The organism is Pseudomonadaceae bacterium SI-3 (assembly GCA_004010935.1).
Taxonomy (GTDB): Bacteria; Pseudomonadota; Gammaproteobacteria; order Pseudomonadales; family Pseudomonadaceae; genus Stutzerimonas.
Map to the genome: position 1 here is coordinate 72,238 of CP026511.1, position 24,833 is coordinate 97,070.

Sequence of the window (24,833 nt, forward strand, 5' to 3'; positions counted from 1 at the left end):
TCGCGGGAACTACCGTGTACCAGCGAGCCAATTCAATCAACGCGGCCATCAGCCGCCTTTGAAAGGAAAACCTATGAGTGCTGAAACCATGCGTCATATCGATCACCGCCCCGGCGGAGGCCCCGAATGCCTGCGAATGGCCGAAGGCCCGGTGCCCGAACCCGGCCCGCACGACGTGCTGGTGCGAGTGGCCTACGCCGGCATCAACCGGCCCGATGTGTTTCAGCGCTCCGGCAGCTACCCGCCGCCAGCGGACGCCTCGCCGCTGCTCGGCCTGGAAATCTCCGGCGAAATCGTCGCGCTCGGGGCTGACGTCAGCGGCTGGAAAGTCGGCGATCAGGTCTGCGCGCTGACCCCCGGCGGCGGCTACGCCGAATATTGCGTGGCCCCGGCCGAACACTGCTTGCCAGTGCCCGCCGGGCTGTCAATGCTGGAAGCGGCGGCGCTGCCGGAAACCTACTTCACCGTCTGGAGCAACGTGTTCGAGCGCGGTGCCCTGCAACCCGGCGAAGCCTTCCTCGTGCACGGCGGCTCCAGCGGCATCGGCCTGACCGCCATCCAGCTCGCCAAACAATTCGGTGCCACTGTCTACACGACGGTTGGCAGTAGCGAAAAAGCCGACGCCTGCCGGCGTGCCGGTGCGGATCGGGTGATCAACTACCACGAAGAAGACTTCGTCGAGGTGCTCAAGCACGCCACCGACGGCAACGGCGTCAACGTCATCCTCGACATGGTCGGCGGCGACTACATCCCCCGCAACATCAAATCCCTCGCTGTGGAGGGCCGCCTGGTGCAGATCGCCTTCCTCAAAGGCAGCCGCGTCGAACTCGACACCGCGCCGATCATGCGCAAGCGCCTCACCTTCACCGGCTCCACCCTGCGCCCCCGCAGCCGCGAGGAAAAAGCCGACATCGCCAAGGCGCTGCAGGACAAGGTCTGGCCACTGCTGGACCAGGGCCTCTGCCACCCCGTCATCCACGCCACCTTCCCCCTCGATCAAGCCGCCGAAGCGCACCGGCTGATGGAAAGCAGCAAACACATCGGGAAGATTATGTTGGAGGTTGGGCAGTAGACCCTCGTTCAAGCCAGCTCAGCGCTCGCACCGCTAAGGTCGAGCGCCTATCGGTCGCCTCACAGGCCAACCCTACAAAAAGTAGTGATTAAGTCTTTTAGACGCTTTACCGAGTTTCGAGACGTGGGTAACTTAGCCAGCGCAGCAGGAGTTGCGCACAGCATCACACTCCCCGCCCCGGCGTAAGCCCAGCGGCCAGCACAACGGGCACCAGGCCCATGCCAAGGACAGGTACAGATGGCCCGCTCTCTCTCCGCTCAGTCTCAGTGCCGGTTCGATGCGCCGGGTGAGCAACGCTTTACGTTTTCCAGCGAATCGCTAGACGTAACTATTACTAACGGCAGCCAATCCGGTAGAAGTGACGAGCCGAAAACAAAATATATTGGGATTAGGCATAGATGCTTCAGACGCTCATGTCGTGGCGATCGCGCAAGAATGCTGAGCTTACTTTATTAAGAAAGGAGAACTAAGTGTCTGACGAAATGGAGTTAACAAAGAAGAGACGAACAAGAAGAGTCGTTCCTTACCCGCTCTGCTCATTCGAGGAAGTAGCTGATTTTGCTGCGGCAGCCTACGATTTGGGATCGGGGCACAGTGTAAGGCGAGTCACGTTGTTTGATCATTTAGGCAAATCACCAGACAGCGGCCCTTCACGCTCATTAGTTACAAACGCCGGTAAATATGGCCTGATAAAAGGAAACTATAGTGCCGAGCAGCTTGTTATTACTGATATAGCAAAAAAAGCGTTTGGAGAAAAAAGCTCAGAACACGTAAAAGCCGAAGCTAAAATCGAAATAGCTATATTAAGCATAGATCCTTTTAAGCTGCTCTATGAGAAGTTTGTGGGCAATAAGCTGCCTGCAAGGACAGTCTTGGCCGATACTCTTAAAGAACACAATGTAGACGAAAACATAGTTGATTCGCTTGTTGATAACTTTGTGGTTAATGCTGAGTACGTAGGGGTTCTGCAAACTTTAGCTGGTGCAGAAAGGCTCGTGACCATTGAGCATGCCCTCGAAAAATTTCCCAAGACTCATTTTGAGAGCGAACTCCGCGACTCTTCCTTCCCATCAGCCGCTATAGGTGTCTCGATAGCAGGGATAATTACGTCTGGAAATTCCTCGTTTGATATGACGTGTTTTTATATTACGCCTATCGGCGACGACGACTCGGATGCTAGAAAACATTCCGATTTATTTCTTGGCTCGATTATTGAGCCCGCAATTGAGCCTCTAGGGTTGAAGGTAGTTCGAGCAGATGCGATTGATACGCCGGGCTTGATAACCAACCAAATAATCGAATATATACTCCGGTCAAGGTTAGTCATTGCGGATCTTTCTTTCCACAATCCTAATGTGTTTTATGAGCTTGCCTTGCGTCACGTGTCTCGCTTGCCGACTATCCAGATTGTGAGGAAGGGAGACAAGATTCCTTTCGATATAGGAAATTTCAGAACTATAATTTTGGACTGCTCCGATATATACACGTTAGTCCCGAAGCTTGAAACATATAAGTCAGAGATTGCATCCCAGGCTAGACGAGTTCTTGACGACCCTAATGTGGTAGAAAATCCTGTGACTTCTGTGTATCCAAATTTAGGGCTGAGGCTGCAATAAGACTGCATTCAGCAATTTACCGCAGTTTATTTATTTGCAGACGGCAAGACGTAGCAAATAATTCTAATACCCTTTTGGTTTAATAAGCCAACACCTAGAATGAAGACCGAGATTTTGGAAAACCTGACAATACGTGTGAACTGGCATGGGCCGTATGGACTTGACGAGGTATGCGACTCCAACATGGGAAACGGCCTTTACCTTCTGACGGGCAAGCGCCGATACGAACGTAATGAACAGATTCAGTATTGTGGTATTACCGAAGGGCTATATAAGAATCGGTTTAAGCAGCATCACAAGATATTTGAGATCACTCGCGAACTAGGAGTCTGGATAGGCACTGTGGCCTATCCGCAGGAGCACAAGAGGACACATCTGGAAATCGCTGAATCCATAATCGTTTACTTTTGGCAACCAAATCTCAACGAGCGTAAGAGGATATATCCGCCTCGGCCCACCGCGCTCTTGTCTCACTGGTTCAGAAAAGACGGGTCTCCGCGGTTTAATCAGCTTTCTATCTACGCTGACCTTCATGACGTAATTTGCTGGGATGGTGAATTTTGGAGGTCCGGCAACCTTCGAGTATGGTCAGATTAGCCTGAACGAGAGATCTAGCGAAGCATCACAGCTGACGCTGTAACGCGAGCGCGGCTGACCTTATCAATTAAGCGATCTATTGCTCGTGAACTCTAAGCGTATCGCACTTAAATAACTGTTTAAGTTTGTGTGACCAAAGAGGCTGGGATTGGGCCAGAACAGTAAAAATAGTTCGTTTCCTCTGAAAAGAATGAGGCTTCTATGCAGACTTATTTCATTCGCCACTCTTCCGCTTTGGACGTCGATACTGCAACCTTAAAAGCGCTATGGGACGGCGATTATGTGGGCATACATTATCCTCATGACGCAAGAAATAGTAGTACAGGTGAAGACTCTCAAAGTCTTGAGCCTGACGATTATTCGGGTTCGGCACGCCATACGTTGGCTAGACTAAAAAAAATTGGCAAAGAGGGAGGTTTCATATTTAGTGTTTACCGAGGGTACCCCGGCGCGAAGGTTGGTTTTGTAGAACCTGGCACCGATATAAAGTTGTTTTGCGGGGCGTGGGGGAGCAAAAATGGCCAAGCAGGGCGTGAAGCATGGCTCAAAGTGCTTAAAATTAAACATACAAACACACTTTCGGCGTTTGAGGGGCTCTCCCTTACGTCGGTGCAGCCGCGGCAGGGAACCCTATGCCATTGGAGGAAGGTTGGAGATCGAGTCAAAAACCTCGTATCGGGCAATGTAAAATATGAACTTGACTGCCTCACGCCAGACCTACAAGAGGTGATGTGTATGGAATTTCTGAGGACTTCCGAAGCGGCCGAGTTTGGTTTGCCACAGATTCTCTACACGCTAATGCCGGTTGGCAGAACAATGAAAGATCTCGATATACTTGCCATAGGGTATGATTCAAAACCGATATCGGCTCAAGTTACGTTTCATGGGTTTTCAAGTACTGCCGCAAAGGAAAAACTAAAAAAGCTTGATGCTTATAGCAGAGAAGGCGGCCACACTTTGCTTTTTTGCAGAGGTACATCGGTTTTGCACCTAAACCGACATATTATTTTTCCGCTAGAGACAGTCTTCAAAGAATTTTGCATGAGTTCGGCGAAAGGCGAGGCTTGGTTCAAAGCAGTGGCCGGTGCGTGACGCGGAAAGGGCACAGTTTTGTTGTTACCAGGGAAAAGGGGATAGCGAGCTAGCCTGGACGAAACGCGTGGAAAAGGCTCCGCCGTTTTCCACCCTACGATGCCGAGGTCCGGCGGAGCAGGCGAGGGCGGTGACGTAGGGTGGACAACGCTTCGCTTGTCCACGCGTTGCTGCCTGATGGTAACGCCTGGGTAAAAGGACCGATTTTTTCTCCTGCCGTTATTTGCCGGGTCGCCTATGTCCTACCTTCGCGGCCCGCTCGCTTTATCACAAGGTGACATGACATGAACCACGCCTTTTCTGTACTCCCCCAAAGCTTTGTGATCGCACAGTTGGAGCGGGATGCTGACCTGCCGAACGAGGTTTTGGCATCGCCAGGCTTTATGTCGATCACCCGGACGGATGATGAGCTTTCGATTGTCTGCGCTGAGGGTGCCGCAACCGGTTTAGCCCGAGTGGACAGCGGTTGGCGCGCGATCAAGGTCCAGGGTCCGTTCGCCTTTGATCAGACGGGTGTCCTGGCCTCCTTCCTTGACCCGCTCGCGGCTGCCGCTATCGGTATTTTCGCGGTGAGTACGTTCGATACTGACTACATATTGGTCAAGTCGATGAATCTTGAAAATGCCGTGCAGGTTTTGAAAGACGCGGGTCACCGCCTCTTGGGCTGATAACTCGCAGTAGGGAAAAGCGAACGGTTATTTACCTTTCAGTTAGTTAGCTTCATAACACCCTGTCACTTTCTTCGACGTCGCCTCTCAATCCCACAAGGTGTGAAGCCATGCAGCTAACGACACTGCTCATCCCAACTTATTCCCAAATGCTCAAAACCCTCGCAGGCTGGCTAAAGAAGGCGCAGGCCCATCTACCGGAAGCAGAGGCGCAAGCACTGTTATCCGCACGTTTGGCGCCCGACATGTATCCGCTGTCGACTCAGGTTCGCTTTGCCTGTGTGCAGGCTCGAGAAGCCGTGTGCCGTCTGAGAGGAGAGGCGTTTCCGCCTGCTATCAACGAGCTGCTGAACGAGGGACGTCACGCTGTCAAAAGCCCCGGATCGCTCGCTGATGCTCATGCGCGGATCAATGAGACGGTCGCGTTGCTCGACCGCCTCGCAGCCGATGCGCTCGATGTAGGCGGGGATAAGCCCATCGCCCATGAACTCCCGAACGGGATGGTCTTGGATCTGACAGCGGACCAGTACGCCCGTGACTGGACGCTGGGCCAGTTCTATTTCCACGTCATGACTGCTTATTCGATATTGCGTAAAGAAGGGATCAATCTCGGCAAGGCGGACTATGTGGCGCACTTGCTGCCCTATGTGCGTCCGGAAACGATTCCGAAGGGCTAGCAAAGTTGCCAGGACGTGGCGTGTGGAAAAGGCTCCGCCGTTTTCCACCCTACGATGCCGAGGTCCGGCGGAGCAGGCGGGTGTGGTGGCGTAGGGTGGACAACGCTTCGCTTGCCCACCCGAGACCCACCGCTTTCTGCCGTGGGCGCTGTAAAGCGCTATGCGAACTCTGGACGCTCAAGCCTTAAAAACGCCATGAGCTCGCTTTTCTTGGCCATGGCATCCCGGTAACCCAGTTCGATCAGCTCGCTGCAGTAGCCGGGTTCGAACAGCAGATAACTCAACAGCCCACCGCCGCCTTCGCGTGTGCCGCCAGGGCCGCGCAGGAAAAGTCTCAGGGCCCCAGGCATTTCGTGCCGATGGCGGGCGGCGATCTTGTCCAGCGGTTGGCTGGGTGAAATCACCAGCACCTCGATGGGCGTCAGGCCGTAGGCGCGCTTGCGCTGTTCGATAGGCACCAGTTTCCCCAGTAGATTTAGGCGCTCCAGCAGCTCGATATCACTCTCCACGTTGTCGATGAAGGTACTGTTGAGCATGTGCCCGGCGATTTGCGCCAGGCTCGGGATGGTGCCTGTCGGCCTTGGTGTTGGCGCAGTCTTGGTCTGGTCATCTATAGGATTGCCACTGACCCCGACCACCAGTACACGTGTGGCGCCCAGGTGCAGGGCGGGGCTGATCGGTGCGGTCTGGCGTACCGCGCCATCACCAAAATACTCGCGGTTGATCTTGACCGGCTCAAAGATCAGCGGAATGGCAGAGCTGGCCAGCAAATGGGGAATAGCCAGGCGGGTCGGCACACCCACCCGACGATGGCGGAGCCATGGGTCGATGGCGCCATGGCCGTGATAGAAGGTCACCGCCTCGGCCGACTCGTAGCCGAATGCCGTCACCGCTATTGCGCGCAGTTGCCGATGGCGCATTGCCGCGGCGATTCCCGAGAAATCCAGTTCGCGTTCGAGCAGCCTGGCCAGTGGCGAACTATCGAGCAGCGCAACGGGCACTTGCTTGCCAATACCGAGCACGCTGTGGCCAATGAAACGGCTGGCTTGGTGCAACACACCCGGCCAGTCGCTGCGGTACACCTGATCGGTATGAATACTGCGCCACACGTTGCTCAGCCGCCGCACCGCCTCGCAAAAGTGCAGGGCGCCACACGCCAGGCTGACGGCATTGATCGCACCCGCCGAGGTGCCGACGGTCACGGGGAACGGGTTGCGTGAAGAATCGGGCAGCAGATCGGCAATCGCGGAAAGCACGCCAACCTGATACGCCGCTCGTGCGCCACCGCCCGAGAGAATGAGCCCAGTGGTACCTGGGTTGGTTGAAGTGTCCTCGGTCATCAATGATTCCAGTTCGGGGTTTTCGGTAGAGCTAGGGCTCGCACATGAACAACCAAGAACAGATTACTGAAAAAGGGGGGCAGTCACCCGCCGGCGAAGGCAGTAAACGTAGGGTGGGCTTTAGCCCACCGGAGGGGTGGGGTTTGACGGTGGGCTGAAGCCCACCCTACGAGTACGTGCGTGGCTGACCAATATTTGTGAACCTGAACTGAATAGCCCAGCCATTCCCACTCACCCGGTGCGCTTCGAACCGTTCCGCATGCTTGCCGTATCATGCCCGCCCCGTAGCCGCTTCTGACCTCCACCCCATGACCACCCTCGAACTCATCGCCTCTGCCCTTGGCGTACTCGCCGTCTGGCTTACCGTCCGCCAGAACCCGCTGTGCTGGCCCATCGGGTTGGTGATGGTGTCGCTCTACGCCTGGTTCTTCTTCGAGGTGCGGTTGTATTCGCAGGTGCTGCTCAACGGGGTGTTTGCGGCCATGCAGGTTTATGGGTGGTGGCAGTGGACGCGGGGCAGCGGCAGTGAAGGCGGTCGGCCGGTGGCGGGCGCGACGGCAACGGAGGTCGGCGTTGGGCTTGTTGTCGCCGTGCTGGGGAGTGTCGGGCTGGGTGTGCTGATGGCGACCGCTACCGAAGCGGCCTATCCCTGGCCGGATGCAACGCTCACGGCCTTTAGCCTACTGGCGCAGCTGTGGATGGCGCTCAAGCGCTGGCAGTGCTGGGTGCTGTGGATCGTGGTGGACACGCTCTACGTGGCCTTCTTTGCCTTTCAGGAATACTGGCTCACCGCAGGGCTGTATGGATTGTTCACATTGCTGGCGGTGATGGGCCTGCGCGAATGGCGGCAGGCGAGGGCAGCGGTTCATGAACACGCGGCGCCCGCAGACAGTTAACGATGTAGGGTGGCTTTTAGCCCACCGGAACGGTGTTGGGCCGAGGATGGCGGGCTGAAGCCCACCCTACGGATGAGGGCCAGCAGCCCCGGTGTCGTAGACCTGATGAACAGGCCCAACTAGTCCCCGCCTGGGTGGCGCACTTTAAGCTCTTCTTGCACGCCTAAATTGGCAGGCCTGTCTACTTTCGGCACGGGGCTCATTTCCGACCAGGGTGCCGCCAGGCACTTCGGATACTGCTACGCTGCATCAGCAAAACCCGCGTTTCAGAGCGCCTCGACCCACGTCCAGGTAGACCCCGGTTGCCGCTCTCAAAGATCGGCATCGCCCCTGTCAGCAACAACCCCGCCCATTCGCCAACAGCAGACCGTGCCCCATGTTGTTCAGCCGTTTCGAAAACCTGATCGATGTCTTCAAGCCCAGCCCGGACGTGGAGCCGCCCGCCGGCATGCTGCGCTTCTATGCCCACTACCTGAAGCAGGTCTGGCCGTTGATGGCCGCGGTGCTGGTGATCGGCTTCTTCGCGGCGTTGATCGAGGTGGCGCTGTTCAGCTTCCTCGGCCAGCTGATCGACATGGCCCAGACGACCGATGACGCGCGGACCTTTTTCACCGAACACCGCAACGCATTGCTGTGGATGGCGGTGGTGGCGCTGATAATCCGGCCCTTGGTGTTCGGCCTGCACAATCTGCTGACCCATCAGGCGATAAACCCGGGGCTGACCAATCTGGTTCGCTGGCAGAACCACCGCTATGTGCTCAAGCAAAGCCTGAATTTTTTCCAGAACGACTTTGCGGGGCGCATCGCCCAGCGCGTGATGCAGACCGGCCCGTCGCTGCGCGATTCGGCCATGCAGGTGATCGACGCGCTCTGGCATGTGGTGGTCTATGCCGGCAGTGCGCTGTACCTGTTCGCCGCCGCCGATCTACGCCTGATCGTGCCGCTGGTGCTATGGATCATCGGCTACACCGCGGCGCTCTGGTACTTCGTGCCGCGGATCAAGGCGCGCTCGGCGGCCGCTTCCGCGGCGCGTTCGAAAGTCATGGGCCGCGTGGTGGACGGTTACAGCAACGTCGCCACGCTCAAGCTGTTCGCGCACTCCAAGGAAGAGGAAAGCTACGCCCGCGAGGCCATGCAGGAGCTGCTCGGCAAGTTCCAGCTGCAGTCGCGCATCATCACCAGCCTGGATTTCCTGATCACCTGCATGAACGGCCTGCTAATCGTCGGCACCGGCGCGCTGGCGCTGTGGCTGTGGAGCGAGGCGTTGATCAGCACCGGCGCCATCGCTCTGGCGCTGGGCCTGGTGATCCGCATCAACAACATGGCCGAGTGGATCATGTGGGTGGTCAACGGCATCTTCGAGAACGTCGGCACCGTGCAGGACGGCATGCAGACCATCGTCCAGCCGCGTCACGTGGTCGACCGCGAAGGCGCCAAACCGCTCAAGGTGGAGCAGGGCGGCGTTCGCTTCGAGGACGTGCATTTCCACTACGGCAAAAAGGGTGGCGTGATCAGCGGGCTGAGCATCGATATCCGTCCCGGGGAGAAAATCGGCTTGGTGGGGCCGTCCGGTGCCGGCAAGTCGACGCTGGTCAACCTGCTGCTGCGCCTCTATGACCTGGAAAGCGGGCGCATCCTCATCGACGGGCAAAACGTCGCCGAGGTCAGCCAGGAAAGCCTGCGCGCCAACATCGGCATGGTCACGCAGGACACCTCGCTGCTGCACCGGTCGATCCGCGACAACCTGCGCTACGGCAGGCCCGATGCCAGCGATGAACAGCTCTGGGCGGCGGCGCGAAAGGCCCGCGCGGATGGCTTTATCGCCACGCTGGACGACAGCCAGGGCGGCTTTGGTTTCGAGGCCAAGGTCGGCGAACGGGGCGTTAAACTCTCCGGGGGCCAGCGCCAGCGCATCGCCATTGCCCGCGTGCTGCTCAAGGACGCGCCGATCCTGGTGATGGACGAAGCCACCTCGGCGCTGGATTCGGAAGTCGAAGCGGCAATTCAGGAGAGCCTCGACACCCTGATGGAGGGCAAGACGGTGATCGCCATCGCGCACCGGCTGTCGACCATCGCGCGCATGGATCGCCTGGTGGTCATCGACGAAGGCCGGGTGATCGAGACCGGTACCCACGCCGAGCTGATCGAGCGCGGCGGCCTTTATGCGCGCCTGTGGCAGCACCAGACCGGTGGCTTCGTGGGTGTCGATTGATGGCGCGCGCGAGGGTGAACGGGCAATGAAAGTGTTGGTGCTCACGGGAGCCGAATCCACCGGCAAGAGCTGGCTCGCCGCACGGTTGCAGCAGCGCTTCGGCGGTGTGGTGGTGGTGGGTGAATATGTGCGCCACTTCATCGACCGGGAAAAGCGCGATACCTGCCTGGACGACATCCCGGCCATTGCTCGTGGTCAACTGGCCTGGGAAGAAGCTGCGCGGGGTCGGGCGCCTGAGCTGCTGATCCTCGATACCCATCTGCTGAGCAACATGATCTGGAGCCAGACGCTGTTTGGCAGCTGCCCGGCGTGGCTGGAAGACGAGCTGCTCGCCCGCCATTACGACCAGCACCTGCTGCTCTCACCCGAAGGCGCCGAGTGGCACGCCGACGGCCAGCGCTGCCAACCGGAGGCTGCACAACGTTTGGGTTTCCATGAGGCCTGCCGCAGCTGGCTCGAGCGCCACCGTCAGCCTTTCGTGGAGATCGCTGGGGACTGGGCCAGCCGCGAGGAGCAGGCGATTGCTCAGGTCCAGGCGCTACTGGAACGGTGAAGCGCAAACCGCACGCGCGAGCGGCTGTCATCTTTCAATTGCTTGAGCAGATGATTCCGAGCCCGGATAGGGCAGGTCCGTTTGGTCAACACGCTTACCGGAGATTGCTATGAATATTTTCCTGACCTCTTCATTCGCTGACGTCGCTGGCTTGTTCGTCGCCTTCACCCAAGGCGAGTGCCGGGGCAAGCGGGTGACGTTGATTCCTACGGCAAGCCTTGCTGAGGAAGTGAATGCCTACCTGATCGCGGCCAAGGATGCGCTGGTTGAAGCGGGCCTGGTTATCGATGAACTCGAAGTCTCGACCGCCAGCCAGCAAGACATCGTCGAAAAGCTCGAACGTAACGACTACATCTATGTGGCAGGCGGCAACACCTTCTTTCTGCTGCAGGAGCTGAAGCGCACCGGCGCGGACAAGCTGATTGCCGAGCAGGTCAGGGCAGGCAAGTGCTACATCGGCGAGTCCGCCGGTTCCGCCGTGCTCGCTCCGAGCATCGAGTACCTGCAGAGGCTGGATGACCCCAGCGCCGCGCCCGATCTCGACTCGTTTACGTCGCTCGCATTGATCGATTTCTACCCGCTGCCGCATTACGGAAACCCTCCGTTCAAAGAAGCGGTCGAGCGGGTATTGATCGAGTACGGCGATACCCTGGACCTTCGCCCATTCAGCAATCACCAGGCGATCGCCATCGCGGGCAATGAGGTCGATATCCAGACGAGCGCGAAGCCCCTCTGAGCAACGGGGCTGCGCGATGATCCCTCTTGGCCGGGTTCGTATGCCCGGTTCGAACGGGCAGCGGTGCGGGGCGATTTATTTGTCGTGTGGGCCATGGTGCACTAGCTATTCGGCACCGCAGCGATCTGATGGCCATGTAGCTGCCGTAAGTGGACGTGTGGCGTTCCAAACATGCCAAGGTTTGGCTGATACCTACTCACCGAACGAGCCGCTGAGCCCTGCGTTACCCGCCCAGTCCTGTGCTAACAGACCTTTCTCCACGTACCGGTTGAAACTCGAATAGGGCCAGTCCGCGACCTGTTCTACCAGCCCGTGCTTGACTGGGTTGTAGTGGATGTAATCAACGTGTCGCTGCAAATCCGTTTCGTTCCGAATCTGATGCTCCCAGTAGCGTCGCTGCCAGATGCCTTTCTCACGCTTGCGCATCTGGCTCGCATTGCGAGGTACGGCCGGAAGTTGTCGAGAGAAGGTGCTCTTGAGCAGGCTCCAGCGAACGGCAAAATCGGCGTCGTCGTTTGGGAGTGTCCAGATAGCGTGCAGGTGATCCGGCAGGATGCAGATGGCGAGGGTTTGGAAAGGTCGGGTGTGGTGGGTCAGGCGATAGGCATGTCGGAGCAGCGCGATTTGTTCTACCAGCAAGGGAGATTGGCGGTCGGCCAGGGTCACGGTGAAAAACCACGTGCCGCCAGGTACCAGACTGCGGCGGTAGTTGGACATGGAGGCCTCCTTGCCTTCACGAGATGTATGTCGACGCCGTTGAGCTTCTGCCGGTTGACTGGAAATGCTTGCCGGGCAACGGTGGGCTGAAGCCCACCCTACGGGCGTGGGGTTCCAGCAACGGCTTTACGTAACGGAGTAGTCGAATTGTAGGGAGGGCTTTAGCCCACCAATTGGTAGCTGAACCGCGCCCTGAGGGCCAACCCTACGGCACAGCATGGGCCACCGGGCAACGGTGGGCTAAAGCCCACCCTACGGCGCTACACCTTTGCCATTCGTGCCCTGTTGCTGGCGCAGATGGGTTTTGGCATGGGCGTGTTCGCCTATGGGGTGTATCAGTGGTGAGGGCGCCATGATCTGTCGCCGCGTTCTCACCCTGTCGATCCCGCAGCATGGCGTGCTGGAGCCTGTACAGGCGCGCTGCTAGAGTGCCGCCGCTTGCCAACCACCGGCTGACAGGACGTCTGCCCAGCCGCCGCACAGGATGTTTCCATGAAAAAACTCGTACTTGCCGCTGCCGTACCGCTGGCTCTCGTCGGCGCCGCTACCCTTTACACCAGCACCCAGGTTGAATCGACTACTCGCGATGCCGTCGAGCAGGCCAATATCCAGCTGCGCGAGATGAGCGTTGGGGCCGGAGCCGAGGTTGCCGTCAAAATGCTCAGTTTCGAAAGCGGCCTGCTGTCCAGTAACGCCCGCTATCAGGTCGACATCGAGGCCCAGGACACTGACGGCGAGCCCCGGCAGTTCACTGTGCTGCTGCAAGACCGCATCGAGCACGGCCCCTTTCCGGTATCGCGCCTGACCCGCGGACAGTTGATGCCGGTTGCCGCCCAGAGCCATTTCCGCCTCGAGCGGTCAGCGCAAACTGAAGCGCTGTTCGAGGCCGCTGTCGGCGAAAACCCGCTGGTCGGCGATGTCGCCTTCGGCTATGACGGCAGTCAACAAGGCGCGCTGCGCTCGGCCCCCCTCAATCTTGAGAACGAAGACGGCACGGTTCGCGTTGCGGCCGGCACCGTGAACTTCGAAGTGGCCGACGAAACCACGACCGTGCGCCTGGAAGGTCAGCTGCCGGAAATCGACATGAACCTGCAACGCCGTGACGATGGCAAGCCGGTGCGGGTCAAGCTAAGCGGGATCGGCATGACCGTCGACAAGCACGACTACGTCAATGGATTCGGCCAAGGCCCCTCGGCCATCACGCTTGAACGCATGGAAATCCAGACCGACGACAATCCCGCCGTGGTCATCAAGAACGCCTCCATTGAAGAAGCGTCGAGTCGAAGCAGCGACGGCTTCGACCAGTCGATCGCTTACCGCGTCGGCGAGGTGGGGGCCAACGGTCAGTCTATCCGCAACCTGACGCTCGCCCTTAGCCTGCGCAACCTGGATGAAGGCAGCCTCAAGGCGCTGGTGGAAAGTTACAAGCAGATCCTCGACAGCGCGGCCACCCCGCAGGAGGCACTCGACAACATCACCGACGTTCAGCAGCAGGAGCTGCAGGCGCTTGCCCTGCAATTGCTGGAGCACAAGCCCACCGTGGCGCTCGACGAGTTCGGCTTCGAGACCGCTAACGGTAAGGCCCGGCTGTCTGTGGTGGCCGACCTGCAGGGCCCGAGCGCGGAAGCCTTTACCCCTGATGCGATGATCATCAGCATGCTGGCGTCGCTCAAAGCCGAAGCCGGTATCGATAAAGCCCTGGTTCGCGACGTTGCCAGCCTGATCGCTCAGCGCGAACCGCAGTACAGCGCCGACCCGGCTGCGTTGCAGCAGCAGGCAGACCTGACGACCGAGCTGTTTAGCGGTATGGCACTCGGTGCGGGCTGGTTCCAGCTGCAAGGCGATCGCCTGGTCAGCTCGCTGCATTTCGCCGACAACAAGGTGACCTTGAACGGCCAAGATATGACCGTTCAGGAATTCATCGGCTTTGCCTTCGGTTCGGTACTGGGCGCCGGCCTGCTCGGCCAGTAAGCACTGGTCATGCATGAAAAAGGCGACCCCCTGGTCGCCTTTTTTGTGTCTGCGGAAACCGTATGCGCCCTGTCGTGACGGCTCGGGCGGCGAGGCCCCTTGCGAGCGGCAAGCGCGCCGTATCGATGCCCTTTTTTGCTATCGTGGCGGCCACTTCGTCGACGCTGCCTGTAGCTCGGCCAACCAGAACCCACACAGACCTCGATGGCCGGACGTTCGGCCTCGCAACCGTTTAGGTGTCGCCTTTGCTACACAATGCTGCCCGCCGACCGGCTCGTCTCATTCCGCTCGCCTTTCTCATCGCGACCTTGCTGGGCACGGCGCTGCTGTCGCTTCCGGCGGCCACGGCCGGGCCTGGTCAGGCACCGCTGCTGACGGCGCTGTTCACCGCCGTGTCGGCGGTCTGTGTGACGGGGCTTATCGTGCAGGACACGGCTGTGTATTGGTCGTTTTTCGGGCAATGCGTGATTCTGCTGCTGTTCCAGATCGGCGGCCTGGGCATCATGAGTGGCGCGACCCTGCTCGGCCTGATGGTCAAGCGACGGCTGCAGTTGAGCAGCCGTCTGGTCGCGCAGCAGGAGACACGCTCGCTAGGGCTCGGGGACGTCACGGGCGTGTTGCGGCTGATCCTGCTGGTTACCTTGAGCGTCGAACTGGTCGTGACGGCGATCCTCACCCTGCATTTTCGCCTGAGCTATGACCTGACCTGGTCCAAGGCGCTCTGGGACGGGCTTTTCCATGCGGTATCGGCGTTCAACAACGCCGGCTTTTCGACCTATTCCGACAGCCTGATGAGCTTCGCCACGGACCCGGTGGTACTGGTGCCGGTCATGCTGGCGGTGATCATCGGCGGTCTGGGCTTTCCCGTGCTCTACGAGTTCCGCCGCGACCAGCGCGGCAGGCCCTGGACCATCCATACGCGCATCACGCTGTGGGGTTCGGCGGTGCTGCTGTTCGGCGGCATGGTGGCGATCCTGTTCTACGAGTGGAGCAACCCGGCCACGCTCGGCGGCATGAGCCTGGGCGACAAACTGCTGTCGGGGCTGTTCAGCTCGGCAGTGGCGCGCACGGCGGGCTTCAACAGCCTGGACGTCGGCCAGTTCGAGGCGCAGACGCTGGCCGTGCATTACTTCCTGATGTTCGTCGGCGGCGGCAGCGCGGGCACCGCGGGCGGAATCAAGGTGACGACCTTCTTCCTGCTGTTCTTTTTCATCTGGGCCGAGATTCGGGGCAACGCCGACACCGTGGCGTTCCGCCGCCGCATCTCTTATGCGACGCAGCGCCAGGCGCTGACCGTGCTGTTCCTCGGCTCGCTCACCGTGGCCATCGGCACCATGATCCTGCTCAGCGTGACGCGGCTGGAGCTGGGCGTCGTGCTGTTCGAAGTCATTTCCGCGTTCGCCACGGTCGGTCTGTCGACCGGCATCACGGCGGACCTGCCACCGTCCGGTCAGCTGGTGATCATCGCGCTGATGTTCATCGGCCGGGTCGGCACCATTACCCTGGCCACGGCCCTTGCGCTGCGCAGCGTGACCAAACACTACCGCTACCCGGAGGAGCGCCCCATTGTTGGATAACCTGTTCGGCAAGACATTCGAGAACGACAGCGTCGCCGTCATCGGCCTGGGGCGATTCGGTTCGGCCGTCGCCGACTCGCTTACGTCCATGGGGCACGAAGTGCTGGGCATCGACAGCAACAGTGCGAACGTCCAGCAATGGGTGGATCGCCTGACCCACGTGGCTCAAGCCGACTCGACCGACGTCCGCGCGTTGCGCCAGCTGGGCGTCGATCAGTTTCGCCATGTGGTGGTGAGCATCGGGACCGATCTCGAGGCCAGCGTATTGACCGTGCTCGCGCTGCAGGAGTTGGGCGTGCCGGACATCTGGGCCAAGGCCCTGAGCAAGCGCCACGGGTTGATTCTCGAGCGCACCGGCGCCCATCACGTCGTCTACCCGGAAACGTCAATGGGCGAGCGTGTGGCCCATCTGGTCACCGGCAAGATGTTCGAGTTCATCGAGTTCGACGACGGCTTCGCCATCGCTTCGACCCACGCGCCGAAGCGTATCCACGACAAGACACTCGCTGACTCCGGGGTGCATACGCATTACGGCGTGACCATCGTCGGGGTGAAGCGGACCCATGAAGACTTCATCTACGCCAAGCCAGAGACCCTGATACACCCAGGTGACATTCTCATCGTGGCGGGCGAAACCAAGCGGGTGGAAAAGTTTGCGGCGGCAAAGGGCTAGCCGCGTGGCCGCTGCGGCTAGCTGACCGCTCGGAGCTGAACATGAACGGCTGATGCCCTATCCCGGTCGCACATAAGAGCAATCGGGAGACACACGCATGACCACTCTGAGCAATGTTTTATGGGGCGCTCTGGCGCTCGGCCTGGTAACCGGGATGCGCAGCACGCTGGCGCCCACCATGACCAGTCGGGCACTGGCTGCGCAGGACGATATCGACGCCGCAGACGAGCCGGCGCGCACTCTGGCCTCGCACCGCGCACAGCAATTTCTGCTGCCCATGGCGACGGGTGAACTGCTGGGCGACAAGATGCCCTTTGCACCGGACAGGACCATCCTACCGTCGATGATGTTTCGCGCCCTGTCGGGAGGGGTGACTGCTGCGGCGCTGGCCAGCGCACGGCGACAGCCGATATGGCTTCCGGCATTGATTGGCGCAACGGCCGCGCTTGTCTCGTCGAAGGTCGGGCTCGCCTTGCGTAAACCCTATCAGGCCAATCCTTATGTCAACGCCGCGCTGGGGCTGACGGAAGATTGTGTGGCGCTGGCAATCGGTAGCGCCGGGCTGCGGTGCGCGCTGGGCAAGCGTTAAGGGGAGGTGACGTGGTTCGCTAAAGCCGGTTGAAAACACACGGGCCGCATCCGCGGCCCGTGATCGCTCAGCGGTCGGCGTTCTACCGCTTGATCACGCACACCCGGTCTGTACAGGTGCCGGCGTGGGTGGCGTCCAGGCTTTCCGTTGCGTCGCGGGTACCGACGGTTTCGCCAGCCAGGCCGCCGCCAGTCGGGGAGGCGGTTCCGGTGTTTTCCGGGTAGTCCGTACCGGCCCGTTTGGCCGCAGTGCCCACGTCGTAGCGCCCGGTATCGCCGGAGCCTGTGTGGGTGTCGGCCCCATGACCGGTACTCGCTGTACCCGTTGTGCCGGTGACCGGAGCAGCCGTATCGCGGGTTCCGGTTGAATGGCTCTCTGTCCCGGCTGCATGGCTGGTGGACCCCGCGAAATGCTTGTCCAGGTGACTGTCACCGCCGGTGGCGCCGGCATAGGGGCTGGTCGCTCCGGCATAGCCAGGGGTCGAACTTGCACCGGCGCTGTCGTCGATATTGAGCGCGCCGTTGTACTCCAATGCGTCACGTGCGCGGAGCAGCTGATCCTCGTCGTACACGTCGACTGCGATCACCAGCGAGCCGCGGCGCACGGCCTCCGGATATGCTGTGGCATGGCGACGGTGTTCTTCATGCGGCTCATGGCCGAACAACGACTTGAAGAAGTGCGCGACTTTGGACTCGTGATGTTCGCGGTCGACGGTTTCGCTAGTGGTGGAATAGGGCGCGTCGTAGGCATGGATCTCCGCGCGGTCGGCGCCCACGGAATGAATCTGTTCTCTGGCGATGCCCCGCGACATCAGGTCACCCTGTGTGCGGTTGGCATCGGTCAGCGTTGCGAACGCTGCTACTAGTGTGTGTTTCATGGTTCACCTCGCGTTGTGTTGAACAACTGGGTAGTCGAGCGCTGCGCTGTCAGTACCGCCGACACGTATGGGTGCGGGTAACCACGGCAGCCTTCTGCTTGATCGGCGGCAACAAGAGCAACGCTCATTGATATTGGGTCGGGACGTACCGCTATAGTTCAGATCAGCGGTCGGAAACTCGGCCGACCTGGCTTGCGCAGGCGATGGCGGCTCAAGGCGAGATGGGCGTTTGGTTGAGGATGAAGGCGCTTGATGACGGCCGTCAGCGCTGCCCATGACGGCGAACGCAGGGGACGGCAGCTGCAGTGTTGCGTCGGCCTGAAGGCGGGTGCAGGGTGGGGCTTCGCTGGTGTGTTCGAAGGCCGGTCAGTTTGCCTGACCGGCCGCGTGGCTTAGTCCAGGTCCGACGCGTCGTGGCGTTCCGGCGCTTGTTCGGACTCATCGCCCCAGGTGCGATTGACCTTGCGTCCGCGAATCACCCCCGGCCGCTCGGCCACCTCAGCGGCCCAGCGCTGTACGTGTTTGTAGTCCTGCACGGAGAGGAATTCACCGGCCTCGTACAGCTCACCGCGGGCCAGCACGCCGTACCAGGGCCAGATGGCCATGTCGGCGATGGTGTATTCGTCGCCAGCGATGTAGCGGTTGTCGGCCAGCTGGCGGTCGAGCACGTCGAGTTGGCGCTTGACCTCCATGGCGTAGCGGTTGATCGGGTACTCGTACTTCTCCGGTGCATAGGCATAGAAATGCCCGAAGCCGCCGCCGAGGAAGGGCGCCGAGCCCATCTGCCAGAACAACCAGTTCAGGGTTTCGGTCCGTGCGCGGGTTTCGGTCGGCAGGAACGCGCCGAATTTCTCGGCGAGATACATCAGGATCGAGCCGGACTCGAACACCCGCAGCGGTTCGCCTTCGACGCTGTGGTCGGCGAGTGCAGGAATCTTGGAGTTCGGATTGATCTCGACAAAGCCGCTGCCGAACTGGTCGCCATCACCGATCTTGATCAGCCAGGCGTCGTATTCGGCACCGCTGTGGCCGAGCGCCAGCAGCTCTTCGAGCATGATCGAGACCTTCACCCCGTTGGGTGTGGCCAGCGAATACAGCTGCAGGGGATGCTTGCCCACCGGCAGCGCCTTCTCTTCCCGCGCTCCGGCGGTAGGCGCGTTGATGCTGGCAAACTTGCCGCCCGAGGGCGCGTCGTGGGTCCAGACTTTTGGCGGTACGTAAGGGGTGTCAGGCATGGGCAATCTCCTCGAGTGGGTTGAACCGGGGATGTGCACAGCATCCTACGCGTTTGGACGGCAGGGTCGAAATCAAGCGGGTTGATAGTGGGCATCAACGATGCGCAGGCGTGCGCGATCTTTAGGTGGGCAGCGCTGGTAGTCCGTGGCTAAACGGGCCTAGTGATCGCCAGCAAGCTGGCGCCTACAGCGATCTATCCAGAGCGACGTTGGCGAGTCAGGACTCTCGGAAATGCGGCAGGTCGTGTTTGGTCAGCGGCAGCCGGACGATAAAGGTCGTGCCTTGCTCGGCATTGGATTCGACATGAATGGTGCCCTGGTGGGCGGCCACGATCTCGCTGGCAATATAGAGCCCCAGGCCTAGCCCGGAGTGAGGTCCATGCTCACCAGCGGCGTACTGAGAGTGTCGGCTCATGGGGTTGAAGATGTCAGCAATTGCCTCCTCCGCAATCGGCTCGCCCTGGTTGTGCACGGAAAACACCGCATGCGCCTGTTCGGGGTGCAAGGCCACCCTGATCTGGGACGTGGCGCTGCCGTGCTGCACAGCGTTGCCGATCAGATTGGAAAAAACCTGCTCCATCCGCGACGCGTCGAACAGCCCGGTCAGGTTTCCGCTGGTCTCGCAGAGAATGTTGCGGTCCGGGTGATAGGCCAGCACTTCTTCGGCCATGCCTTCGCACACTGCTGCCAGATTGGTTTCCACCCGGTGCACCGGAATGCCTGCACCGCTCTGCGAACGGGTGAAATCGAGCAGGTCGTTAACGATCTTGTTGGCACGTTTGACGCTGGTATAGATGCGCGACGCCAACATGGTCGGCTTGGGCCCGAGGCTGCCGTCGAGCAACAGCACTTCCGCACCGAGCTGAATCGCGCCCAGAGGCGTGCGCAAATCGTGTCCAAGGATGCCCAGAAAAACATTGCGCGTGCCGTTGACCGTTTGTGAGTAGCTGGCCACGGACTCGGCGAGCGCTTGGTCGATGGCCTCGTTGAAGCGGGTCATGTCCTCGACTTCGAAGTCAGTGCCTGACTTGATTGCCTGCAACCACTTGCTCAGTACGCTGGAGCGCAGGGCGCGGTACTCGGAAACCATTTCATCGATGCTGAAGCCGGCGTCATGACGCAACACGGCGTGAGTTTGCGCCGCCGTTTCACCGCCGCTTTTGTGGGTGTTGCCGACGGATTTGTTGAACTGCTGGGCTTTGGACTGACTGGTGCTCAGGTCCTCGGCAATCGTTCGCAGCATCTGCTCGGCATGGTCCCGTAGGGCTTCGGTGTCCATGGAGCGGGATCCCAGAATGGTTCTGGCGAAGTCTTCCCACGACTGGAGAATGGGCTCGAGGTTGTCGAGAATGAAATTGGCAAGGCGCATCGGGCTGCTCCGCAAGGTTGGACGCCGCTAAGCTCACCTGGACAACGGTGGCGTCTTGCCCACGGCTGATGCGGATGTGGCCGACGCGAAATCAAAGGGTCGTGTAACGCGCTCAGTATGCACGAGCGCTGTCGCAGTTATGGCGCGAACCGCTGCTCGGTCACCGGACGGCGGCCTGGGGAAGTCCTGGAGGAACGGTCAGCAGGTCAGCAGCGAACACCCAGGCCCAGGGGGGGCACCTCGTAAGGTTGATCAAGCAAATTTGATAGGGATCGTCGGCATCGGATAGCCGAGCGGCTTTTGTAGGAGCCAGCTTGCTGGCGATCCGGGGCTGCAGGGCGTTATCTGATCGCCAGCAAGCTGGCTCCTACAGGGGAAATGGCTTACTGCTGATTGCCCACGGCTGATGCGGATGTGGCCGACGCGAAATCAAAGGGTCGTGTGACGCGCGCCCAGTATGCACGAGCCCTGTCGCAGTTATGGCGCGAACCGCTGCTCGGTCACCGGGCGGCGGCCTGGGGAAGTCTAGAGGAACGGTCAGTAGCGAACGCCCATGCCCAGGCGGTGCGGCTCTGCAGGTCGATCAAGCAGATTCGATAGGGATCGTCGGCATCGGATAGCCGAGCGGTTTTTGTAGGAGCCAGCTTGCTGGCGACCCGGGGCTGCAGGGCGTTATCTGATCGCCAGCAAGCTGGCTCCTACAAGGGAGATGGCTTACTGCTGATTGCCCACGGCTTATGCGGATGTGGCCGACGCGAAATCAAAGGGTCGTGTAACGCGCACCCGGTATGCACCAGCCCTGTCGCAGTTATGGCGCGAACCGCTGCTCGGTCACCGGGCGGCGGCCTGGGTAAGTCTTGGAGGAACGGTCCGCAGCGTACGCCGAGGCCCAGGCGGTACGGCTCGGCAGGTCGATCAAGCAGATTCGATAGGGGTCGTGGGCATCGGATAGCCGAGCGGTTTTTGTAGGAGCCAGCTTGCTGGCGATCCGGGGCTGCAGGGCGTTATTGATCGCCAGCAAGCTGGCTCCTACAGGGGAGATGGCTTACGGCTGAAACGAAAAAGCCGCTGCCCAGATCATGGTGCAGCGGCTTTAGGTTCGTTTTGCGAGAGAGCTTAGCCGCGAGCGCCCCGCACCCCTTCGCTCAACTCACGGCACAGACCGAGCACGCCCTTGACGGCTTGTTCAGAGGTTTCGGCATTGGCGATCTGGTCGATCAGCGCCGAGCCCACCACCACGCCATCGGCCAGTCGGGCGATGGCAGCGGCCTGGTCCGGGGTGCGGATGCCGAAGCCGATGCACAGCGGCAGATCGGTGTGGCGCTTGAGGCGGGCCACGGCTTCTTCGACGTGTTCCAGCGTTGCCGAACCGGCACCGGTCACACCGGCCACCGAGACGTAGTAGACGAAGCCCGAGCTGCCGTTGAGCACGGTCGGCAGGCGCTTGTCGTCGGTGGTCGGGGTGGTCAGGCGGATGAAGTCGATGCCCGCGGCCTGGGCCGGGTCGCAGAGGTCTTCGTTATGCTCCGGCGGCAGGTCAACGACGATCAGGCCGTCGACGCCTGCTTCCACCGCCTCGGCAAGGAAGCGTTCGACGCCCATCTTGTGGATGGGGTTGAAGTAGCCCATCAGCACCAGCGGCGTGGTCTGATTGCCCTCGCGAAATTCGCGAACCATTTGCAGGGTTTTCGCCAAGTCCTGCTTGGCCGCCAGGGCGCGGATGTTCGCGAGCTGGATCGCCGGGCCGTCGGCCATCGGGTCGGTGAAGGGCATGCCCAGTTCGATGACGTCGGCGCCGGCGTCTGGCAGGCCCTTGAGGATGGCCAGCGAGGTGGCGTAGTCCGGGTCGCCGCCGGTGACGAAGGTCACCAGGGCCGCGCGGTTTTCCTGTTTCAGCTGGTCGAAGCGCGTCTGCAAACGGCTCATATATGTTCTTCCTGTTCGTCGTAGTGGTGCATGACGGTCTGCATGTCCTTGTCGCCGCGGCCGGAGAGGTTGATCACCATCAGGTGATCCTTCGGCAGGCCGGGGGCGCGCTTGAAGACTTCAGCCAGCGCGTGGGCGCTTTCCAGGGCCGGGATGATCCCTTCCAGGCGACAGCACTTGTGGAACGCGGCGAGGGCTTCGTCGTCGGTCACCGAGGTGTATTCGACGCGGCCGATGTCATGCAACCAGGCGTGTTCCGGGCCGATGCCTGGGTAGTCGAGGCCGGCGGAGATCGAGTGAGCGTCGATGATCTGACCGTCGTCGTCCTGCAGCAGGAAGGTGCGGTTGCCGTGCAGCACGCCCGGCACGCCGCCGTTGAGGCTCGCGGCATGCTTGCCGGATTCGATGCCGTGGCCAGCTGCTTCGACGCCAATGATCTTGACGTCTTTATCGTCGAGGAAGGGGTGGAACAGGCCCATGGCGTTGGAGCCGCCACCGATGCAGGCCACCAGCGAATCGGGCAGGCGACCTTCTTGCGCCATCATCTGGTCACGGGTTTCCTTGCCGATCACGGACTGGAAATCGCGAACCATGGCCGGGTAGGGGTGCGGGCCGGCGACGGTGCCGATCAGGTAGAAGGTGTCGTGGATATTGGTCACCCAGTCGCGCAGGGCTTCGTTCATCGCGTCTTTCAGGGTGCCGGTGCCGGCGGTGACCGGGATCACCGTGGCGCCGAGCAGCTTCATGCGGAAGACGTTGGCCTGCTGGCGCTCGATGTCGGTGGTGCCCATGTAGATCACGCACTGCATGCCGAAGCGCGCGGCCACGGTGGCAGTGGCCACGCCGTGCATGCCGGCGCCGGTCTCGGCGATGATGCGCTGCTTGCCCATGCGCCGCGCCAGGAGGATCTGGCCGATGCAGTTGTTGATCTTGTGCGCGCCGGTGTGATTCAGCTCTTCGCGCTTGAGGTAGATCTTCGCGCCGCCGCAGAACTCGGTCAGGCGCTCGGCGTAGTACAGCGGGGAGGGGCGGCCGACGTAGTCGCGCTGGAAGTACGCGAGTTCCTTGGCAAACTCGGGATCGGTCTTGGCTTTCTCGTACTCGGCGGCCAGCTCATGGATGAGCGGCATCAGGGTTTCGGCGACGTACTGACCGCCAAAGTGGCCAAACAGGCCCTTGGCATCAGGGCCGCTGCGGAATGAGGTCATGGTCATCTCCTGCGGAAAAGGGTGGCGGCCATCCAGACACGAGTAAGGATTGCGCGATGGGCGGAAAATTAACCGACTCTGGCCCGGATAAAAAGCGATAAGATCGCCTCGACCTGTCAGGAAAACTCACTAATGAGCCAAGCCCTTCCTCCCCTCAATGCACTTCGCGCTTTCGAAGCGGCCGCCCGGTTGCAGAGCGTAAGCCAAGCGGCTGCGGAACTCAGCGTGACGCACGGAGCCGTCAGCCGGCAGATCCGGTTGCTCGAAGACGACCTTGGCGTGGCGCTGTTCAGCAAGGAAGGTCGCGGCGTAAAACTCACCGATGCAGGGCTGCGGTTGCGTGATGCAGCAGGCGAGGCCTTCGAGCGGTTGCGCGACAGCTGCGCCGAGCTGCGCCAGCAGACCGCCGATGCGCCGTTCGTGCTCGGCTGTCCGGGCAGCCTGCTGGCGCGCTGGTTCATTCCGCGGCTGGACAGGCTCAACCGCGATCTGCCGGATCTGCATTTGCAACTGTCCGCCAGCGAGGGCGAGCTGGACCCACGCAGGCCGGGGCTGGACGCCACCCTGCTCTATGCCGAGCCGCCGTGGCCAGCCGATATGCAGGTATTCGAGCTGGCCACCGAATGCATCGGCCCGGTACTGAGCCCGCATCATCCGAACTGTGCGGCGTTGCGCCAGGCACCGCCGTCGGTGCTGTTCAACGAAGCGCTGCTCTACACCGCGTCGCGTCCGCAGGCGTGGCCCGCCTGGGCCCAGGGCAATGGGCTTGATCCCAGCATGTTGCGCATGGGGCAGGGCTTCGAGCATCTCTACTTTTTGCTGGAAGCGGCGCTGGCCGGGCTGGGTGTCGCCATCGCACCGCAGCAATTGGTGGCCGATGACCTGCGCCAGGGCCGCTTGCTGGCGCCCTGGGGATTCGTCGAAACCCGGGCGCGGCTGTCGCTGTGGGTGCCGTCACGGCGCACGGATCGACGCGCTGAGCGATTGGCGGACTGGTTGCGCCAGCAGCTGGCTTGATGGAGCCCAGCCTAGGTGAGACGTGAAAGATCGAGCGGTTTTTGACTTCGATGGCCCGTGGTCGGAACGGCAGCGCGGCGCTCGTAGCGGTTCGTCTCGTAAGATTTCGTAACATCTTCTGGGGTGCACTTTAGGATTTTTCCGCAGCCCGCACCAGAAGCGCAATGCGCGTTTCGCCTCATTCGTATCGGTAAGGCACTCGACGGCTGATTTCT

At 60.6% G+C, this 24,833-nt stretch carries 23 protein-coding genes; 15 read left to right on the forward strand and 8 right to left on the reverse strand.

The genetic code is table 11. From position 1 onward, the window contains the following. Positions 1 to 73 precede the first annotated feature (73 nt). From C1896_00360 to C1896_00385, 6 genes are all read left to right on the forward strand, one after another. Complete coding sequence (locus C1896_00360) at positions 74 to 1,072, forward strand: NAD(P)H-quinone oxidoreductase (GenBank protein ID AZZ43511.1); 999 nt, start codon at positions 74 to 76, stop codon at positions 1,070 to 1,072. Positions 1,073 to 1,554: 482 nt separating this feature from the next. Continuing rightward, positions 1,555 to 2,688, forward strand: a complete 1,134-nt coding sequence (locus tag C1896_00365; GenBank protein ID AZZ43512.1) for a hypothetical protein — start codon at positions 1,555 to 1,557, stop codon at positions 2,686 to 2,688. A 114-nt stretch (positions 2,689 to 2,802) separates the two neighbouring features. After that, on the forward strand, positions 2,803 to 3,285 hold the full coding sequence (locus C1896_00370; GenBank protein ID AZZ47458.1) for a hypothetical protein: 483 nt from the start codon (positions 2,803 to 2,805) through the stop codon (positions 3,283 to 3,285). Positions 3,286 to 3,486: 201 nt separating this feature from the next. Next, complete coding sequence (locus tag C1896_00375; protein ID AZZ43513.1) at positions 3,487 to 4,377, forward strand: hypothetical protein; 891 nt, start codon at positions 3,487 to 3,489, stop codon at positions 4,375 to 4,377. A 284-nt stretch (positions 4,378 to 4,661) separates the two neighbouring features. After that, on the forward strand, positions 4,662 to 5,045 hold the full coding sequence (locus tag C1896_00380) for an ACT domain-containing protein (protein ID AZZ43514.1): 384 nt from the start codon (positions 4,662 to 4,664) through the stop codon (positions 5,043 to 5,045). Positions 5,046 to 5,155: 110 nt separating this feature from the next. After that, a complete protein-coding gene (locus tag C1896_00385; protein AZZ43515.1) occupies positions 5,156 to 5,722 on the forward strand; it encodes a DUF1993 domain-containing protein in 567 nt (188 codons plus the stop codon). A gap of 158 nt (positions 5,723 to 5,880) precedes the next feature. On the opposite strand, the gene C1896_00390 is transcribed toward C1896_00385, so the two are convergent. Next, positions 5,881 to 7,062 carry a Patatin gene (locus C1896_00390; protein ID AZZ43516.1) on the reverse strand — a complete coding sequence of 394 codons (1,182 nt, stop codon included), beginning with the start codon at positions 7,060 to 7,062 and terminating at the stop codon, positions 5,881 to 5,883. A gap of 308 nt (positions 7,063 to 7,370) precedes the next feature. On the opposite strand from C1896_00390, the gene C1896_00395 reads away from it, so the two are divergent. The 4 genes from C1896_00395 (at position 7,371) to C1896_00410 (ending at position 11,459) form a co-directional block, all read left to right on the forward strand. Next, the gene (locus C1896_00395; GenBank protein ID AZZ43517.1) at positions 7,371 to 7,958 is read left to right on the forward strand and encodes an aminotransferase; all 588 of its coding nucleotides are present in this window, start codon (positions 7,371 to 7,373) and stop codon (positions 7,956 to 7,958) included. Between the two features lie 376 nt (positions 7,959 to 8,334). After that, entirely contained in the window at positions 8,335 to 10,170 is a 1,836-nt protein-coding gene (locus tag C1896_00400; GenBank protein ID AZZ43518.1) for a multidrug ABC transporter ATP-binding protein, read from the forward strand. 25 nt (positions 10,171 to 10,195) lie between these two features. Further along, entirely contained in the window at positions 10,196 to 10,723 is a 528-nt protein-coding gene (locus tag C1896_00405) for an N-acetylglucosamine-6-sulfatase (GenBank protein ID AZZ47459.1), read from the forward strand. Between the two features lie 109 nt (positions 10,724 to 10,832). Further along, positions 10,833 to 11,459 (forward strand): peptidase S51, encoded by a 627-nt coding sequence (locus C1896_00410; GenBank protein AZZ43519.1) that lies wholly within the window; start codon positions 10,833 to 10,835, stop codon positions 11,457 to 11,459. 192 nt (positions 11,460 to 11,651) lie between these two features. Here the strand turns inward: C1896_00410 and C1896_00415 are convergent, their stop codons facing one another. Further along, positions 11,652 to 12,176 (reverse strand): transposase, encoded by a 525-nt coding sequence (locus C1896_00415; GenBank protein ID AZZ43520.1) that lies wholly within the window; start codon positions 12,174 to 12,176, stop codon positions 11,652 to 11,654. Positions 12,177 to 12,668: 492 nt separating this feature from the next. Here C1896_00415 and C1896_00420 point away from each other — a divergent pair, with 492 nt between their 5' ends. From C1896_00420 to C1896_00435, 4 genes are all read left to right on the forward strand, one after another. Then, on the forward strand, positions 12,669 to 14,147 hold the full coding sequence (locus tag C1896_00420; GenBank protein AZZ43521.1) for a DUF945 domain-containing protein: 1,479 nt from the start codon (positions 12,669 to 12,671) through the stop codon (positions 14,145 to 14,147). A gap of 245 nt (positions 14,148 to 14,392) precedes the next feature. Continuing rightward, the gene (locus C1896_00425) at positions 14,393 to 15,724 is read left to right on the forward strand and encodes an ATPase (GenBank protein AZZ43522.1); all 1,332 of its coding nucleotides are present in this window, start codon (positions 14,393 to 14,395) and stop codon (positions 15,722 to 15,724) included. Next, on the forward strand, positions 15,714 to 16,397 hold the full coding sequence (locus C1896_00430; GenBank protein AZZ43523.1) for a TrkA family potassium uptake protein: 684 nt from the start codon (positions 15,714 to 15,716) through the stop codon (positions 16,395 to 16,397). Before C1896_00425 ends, C1896_00430 begins: the two co-directional genes overlap by 11 nt. Positions 16,398 to 16,494: 97 nt before the next feature. Then, on the forward strand, positions 16,495 to 16,986 hold the full coding sequence (locus C1896_00435; GenBank protein ID AZZ43524.1) for a DUF4126 domain-containing protein: 492 nt from the start codon (positions 16,495 to 16,497) through the stop codon (positions 16,984 to 16,986). Positions 16,987 to 17,068: 82 nt separating this feature from the next. Here the strand turns inward: C1896_00435 and C1896_00440 are convergent, their stop codons facing one another. The 6 genes from C1896_00440 to trpB all read right to left on the reverse strand — a co-directional run bounded on the left by C1896_00440 (position 17,069) and on the right by trpB (position 23,607). Beyond that, positions 17,069 to 17,863, reverse strand: coding sequence for a hypothetical protein (locus C1896_00440; GenBank protein AZZ43525.1), 795 nt, complete (start codon positions 17,861 to 17,863; stop codon positions 17,069 to 17,071). A gap of 392 nt (positions 17,864 to 18,255) precedes the next feature. Further along, positions 18,256 to 19,098: a glutathione-dependent disulfide-bond oxidoreductase gene (locus C1896_00445; GenBank protein AZZ43526.1), complete on the reverse strand. Its 843-nt coding sequence runs from the start codon at positions 19,096 to 19,098 to the stop codon at positions 18,256 to 18,258. Between the two features lie 217 nt (positions 19,099 to 19,315). Then, positions 19,316 to 20,467 (reverse strand): two-component sensor histidine kinase, encoded by a 1,152-nt coding sequence (locus C1896_00450; GenBank protein ID AZZ43527.1) that lies wholly within the window; start codon positions 20,465 to 20,467, stop codon positions 19,316 to 19,318. Between the two features lie 808 nt (positions 20,468 to 21,275). Then, positions 21,276 to 21,488 carry a hypothetical protein gene (locus tag C1896_00455; GenBank protein AZZ43528.1) on the reverse strand — a complete coding sequence of 71 codons (213 nt, stop codon included), beginning with the start codon at positions 21,486 to 21,488 and terminating at the stop codon, positions 21,276 to 21,278. 95 nt (positions 21,489 to 21,583) lie between these two features. Then, positions 21,584 to 22,393, reverse strand: a complete 810-nt coding sequence (locus tag C1896_00460) for a tryptophan synthase subunit alpha (protein AZZ43529.1) — start codon at positions 22,391 to 22,393, stop codon at positions 21,584 to 21,586. Next, on the reverse strand, positions 22,390 to 23,607 hold the full coding sequence (gene trpB / locus C1896_00465; protein AZZ43530.1) for a tryptophan synthase subunit beta: 1,218 nt from the start codon (positions 23,605 to 23,607) through the stop codon (positions 22,390 to 22,392). Before trpB ends, C1896_00460 begins: the two co-directional genes overlap by 4 nt. Positions 23,608 to 23,733: 126 nt before the next feature. On the opposite strand from trpB, the gene C1896_00470 reads away from it, so the two are divergent. Next, positions 23,734 to 24,618 carry a LysR family transcriptional regulator gene (locus C1896_00470; protein ID AZZ43531.1) on the forward strand — a complete coding sequence of 295 codons (885 nt, stop codon included), beginning with the start codon at positions 23,734 to 23,736 and terminating at the stop codon, positions 24,616 to 24,618. Positions 24,619 to 24,833 lie beyond the last annotated feature (215 nt).

What these genes read in the sequence shown, in the direction of transcription:
- C1896_00360 (AZZ43511.1), top strand. Translation starts at nt 74, where the DNA reads ATGAGTGCTGAAACCATGCGTCATATCGATCACCGCCCCGGCGGAGGC.
- C1896_00415 (AZZ43520.1), bottom strand. Translation starts at nt 12,176, where the DNA reads ATGTCCAACTACCGCCGCAGTCTGGTACCTGGCGGCACGTGGTTTTTC.
- C1896_00380 (AZZ43514.1), top strand. Translation starts at nt 4,662, where the DNA reads ATGAACCACGCCTTTTCTGTACTCCCCCAAAGCTTTGTGATCGCACAG.
- trpB (AZZ43530.1), bottom strand. Translation starts at nt 23,607, where the DNA reads ATGACCATGACCTCATTCCGCAGCGGCCCTGATGCCAAGGGCCTGTTT.
- C1896_00440 (AZZ43525.1), bottom strand. Translation starts at nt 17,863, where the DNA reads ATGAAACACACACTAGTAGCAGCGTTCGCAACGCTGACCGATGCCAAC.
- C1896_00470 (AZZ43531.1), top strand. Translation starts at nt 23,734, where the DNA reads ATGAGCCAAGCCCTTCCTCCCCTCAATGCACTTCGCGCTTTCGAAGCG.
- C1896_00435 (AZZ43524.1), top strand. Translation starts at nt 16,495, where the DNA reads ATGACCACTCTGAGCAATGTTTTATGGGGCGCTCTGGCGCTCGGCCTG.
- C1896_00420 (AZZ43521.1), top strand. Translation starts at nt 12,669, where the DNA reads ATGAAAAAACTCGTACTTGCCGCTGCCGTACCGCTGGCTCTCGTCGGC.
- C1896_00385 (AZZ43515.1), top strand. Translation starts at nt 5,156, where the DNA reads ATGCAGCTAACGACACTGCTCATCCCAACTTATTCCCAAATGCTCAAA.
- C1896_00390 (AZZ43516.1), bottom strand. Translation starts at nt 7,062, where the DNA reads ATGACCGAGGACACTTCAACCAACCCAGGTACCACTGGGCTCATTCTC.
- C1896_00460 (AZZ43529.1), bottom strand. Translation starts at nt 22,393, where the DNA reads ATGAGCCGTTTGCAGACGCGCTTCGACCAGCTGAAACAGGAAAACCGC.
- C1896_00400 (AZZ43518.1), top strand. Translation starts at nt 8,335, where the DNA reads ATGTTGTTCAGCCGTTTCGAAAACCTGATCGATGTCTTCAAGCCCAGC.
- C1896_00405 (AZZ47459.1), top strand. Translation starts at nt 10,196, where the DNA reads ATGAAAGTGTTGGTGCTCACGGGAGCCGAATCCACCGGCAAGAGCTGG.
- C1896_00450 (AZZ43527.1), bottom strand. Translation starts at nt 20,467, where the DNA reads ATGCGCCTTGCCAATTTCATTCTCGACAACCTCGAGCCCATTCTCCAG.
- C1896_00395 (AZZ43517.1), top strand. Translation starts at nt 7,371, where the DNA reads ATGACCACCCTCGAACTCATCGCCTCTGCCCTTGGCGTACTCGCCGTC.
- C1896_00445 (AZZ43526.1), bottom strand. Translation starts at nt 19,098, where the DNA reads ATGCCTGACACCCCTTACGTACCGCCAAAAGTCTGGACCCACGACGCG.
- C1896_00410 (AZZ43519.1), top strand. Translation starts at nt 10,833, where the DNA reads ATGAATATTTTCCTGACCTCTTCATTCGCTGACGTCGCTGGCTTGTTC.
- C1896_00365 (AZZ43512.1), top strand. Translation starts at nt 1,555, where the DNA reads ATGGAGTTAACAAAGAAGAGACGAACAAGAAGAGTCGTTCCTTACCCG.
- C1896_00375 (AZZ43513.1), top strand. Translation starts at nt 3,487, where the DNA reads ATGCAGACTTATTTCATTCGCCACTCTTCCGCTTTGGACGTCGATACT.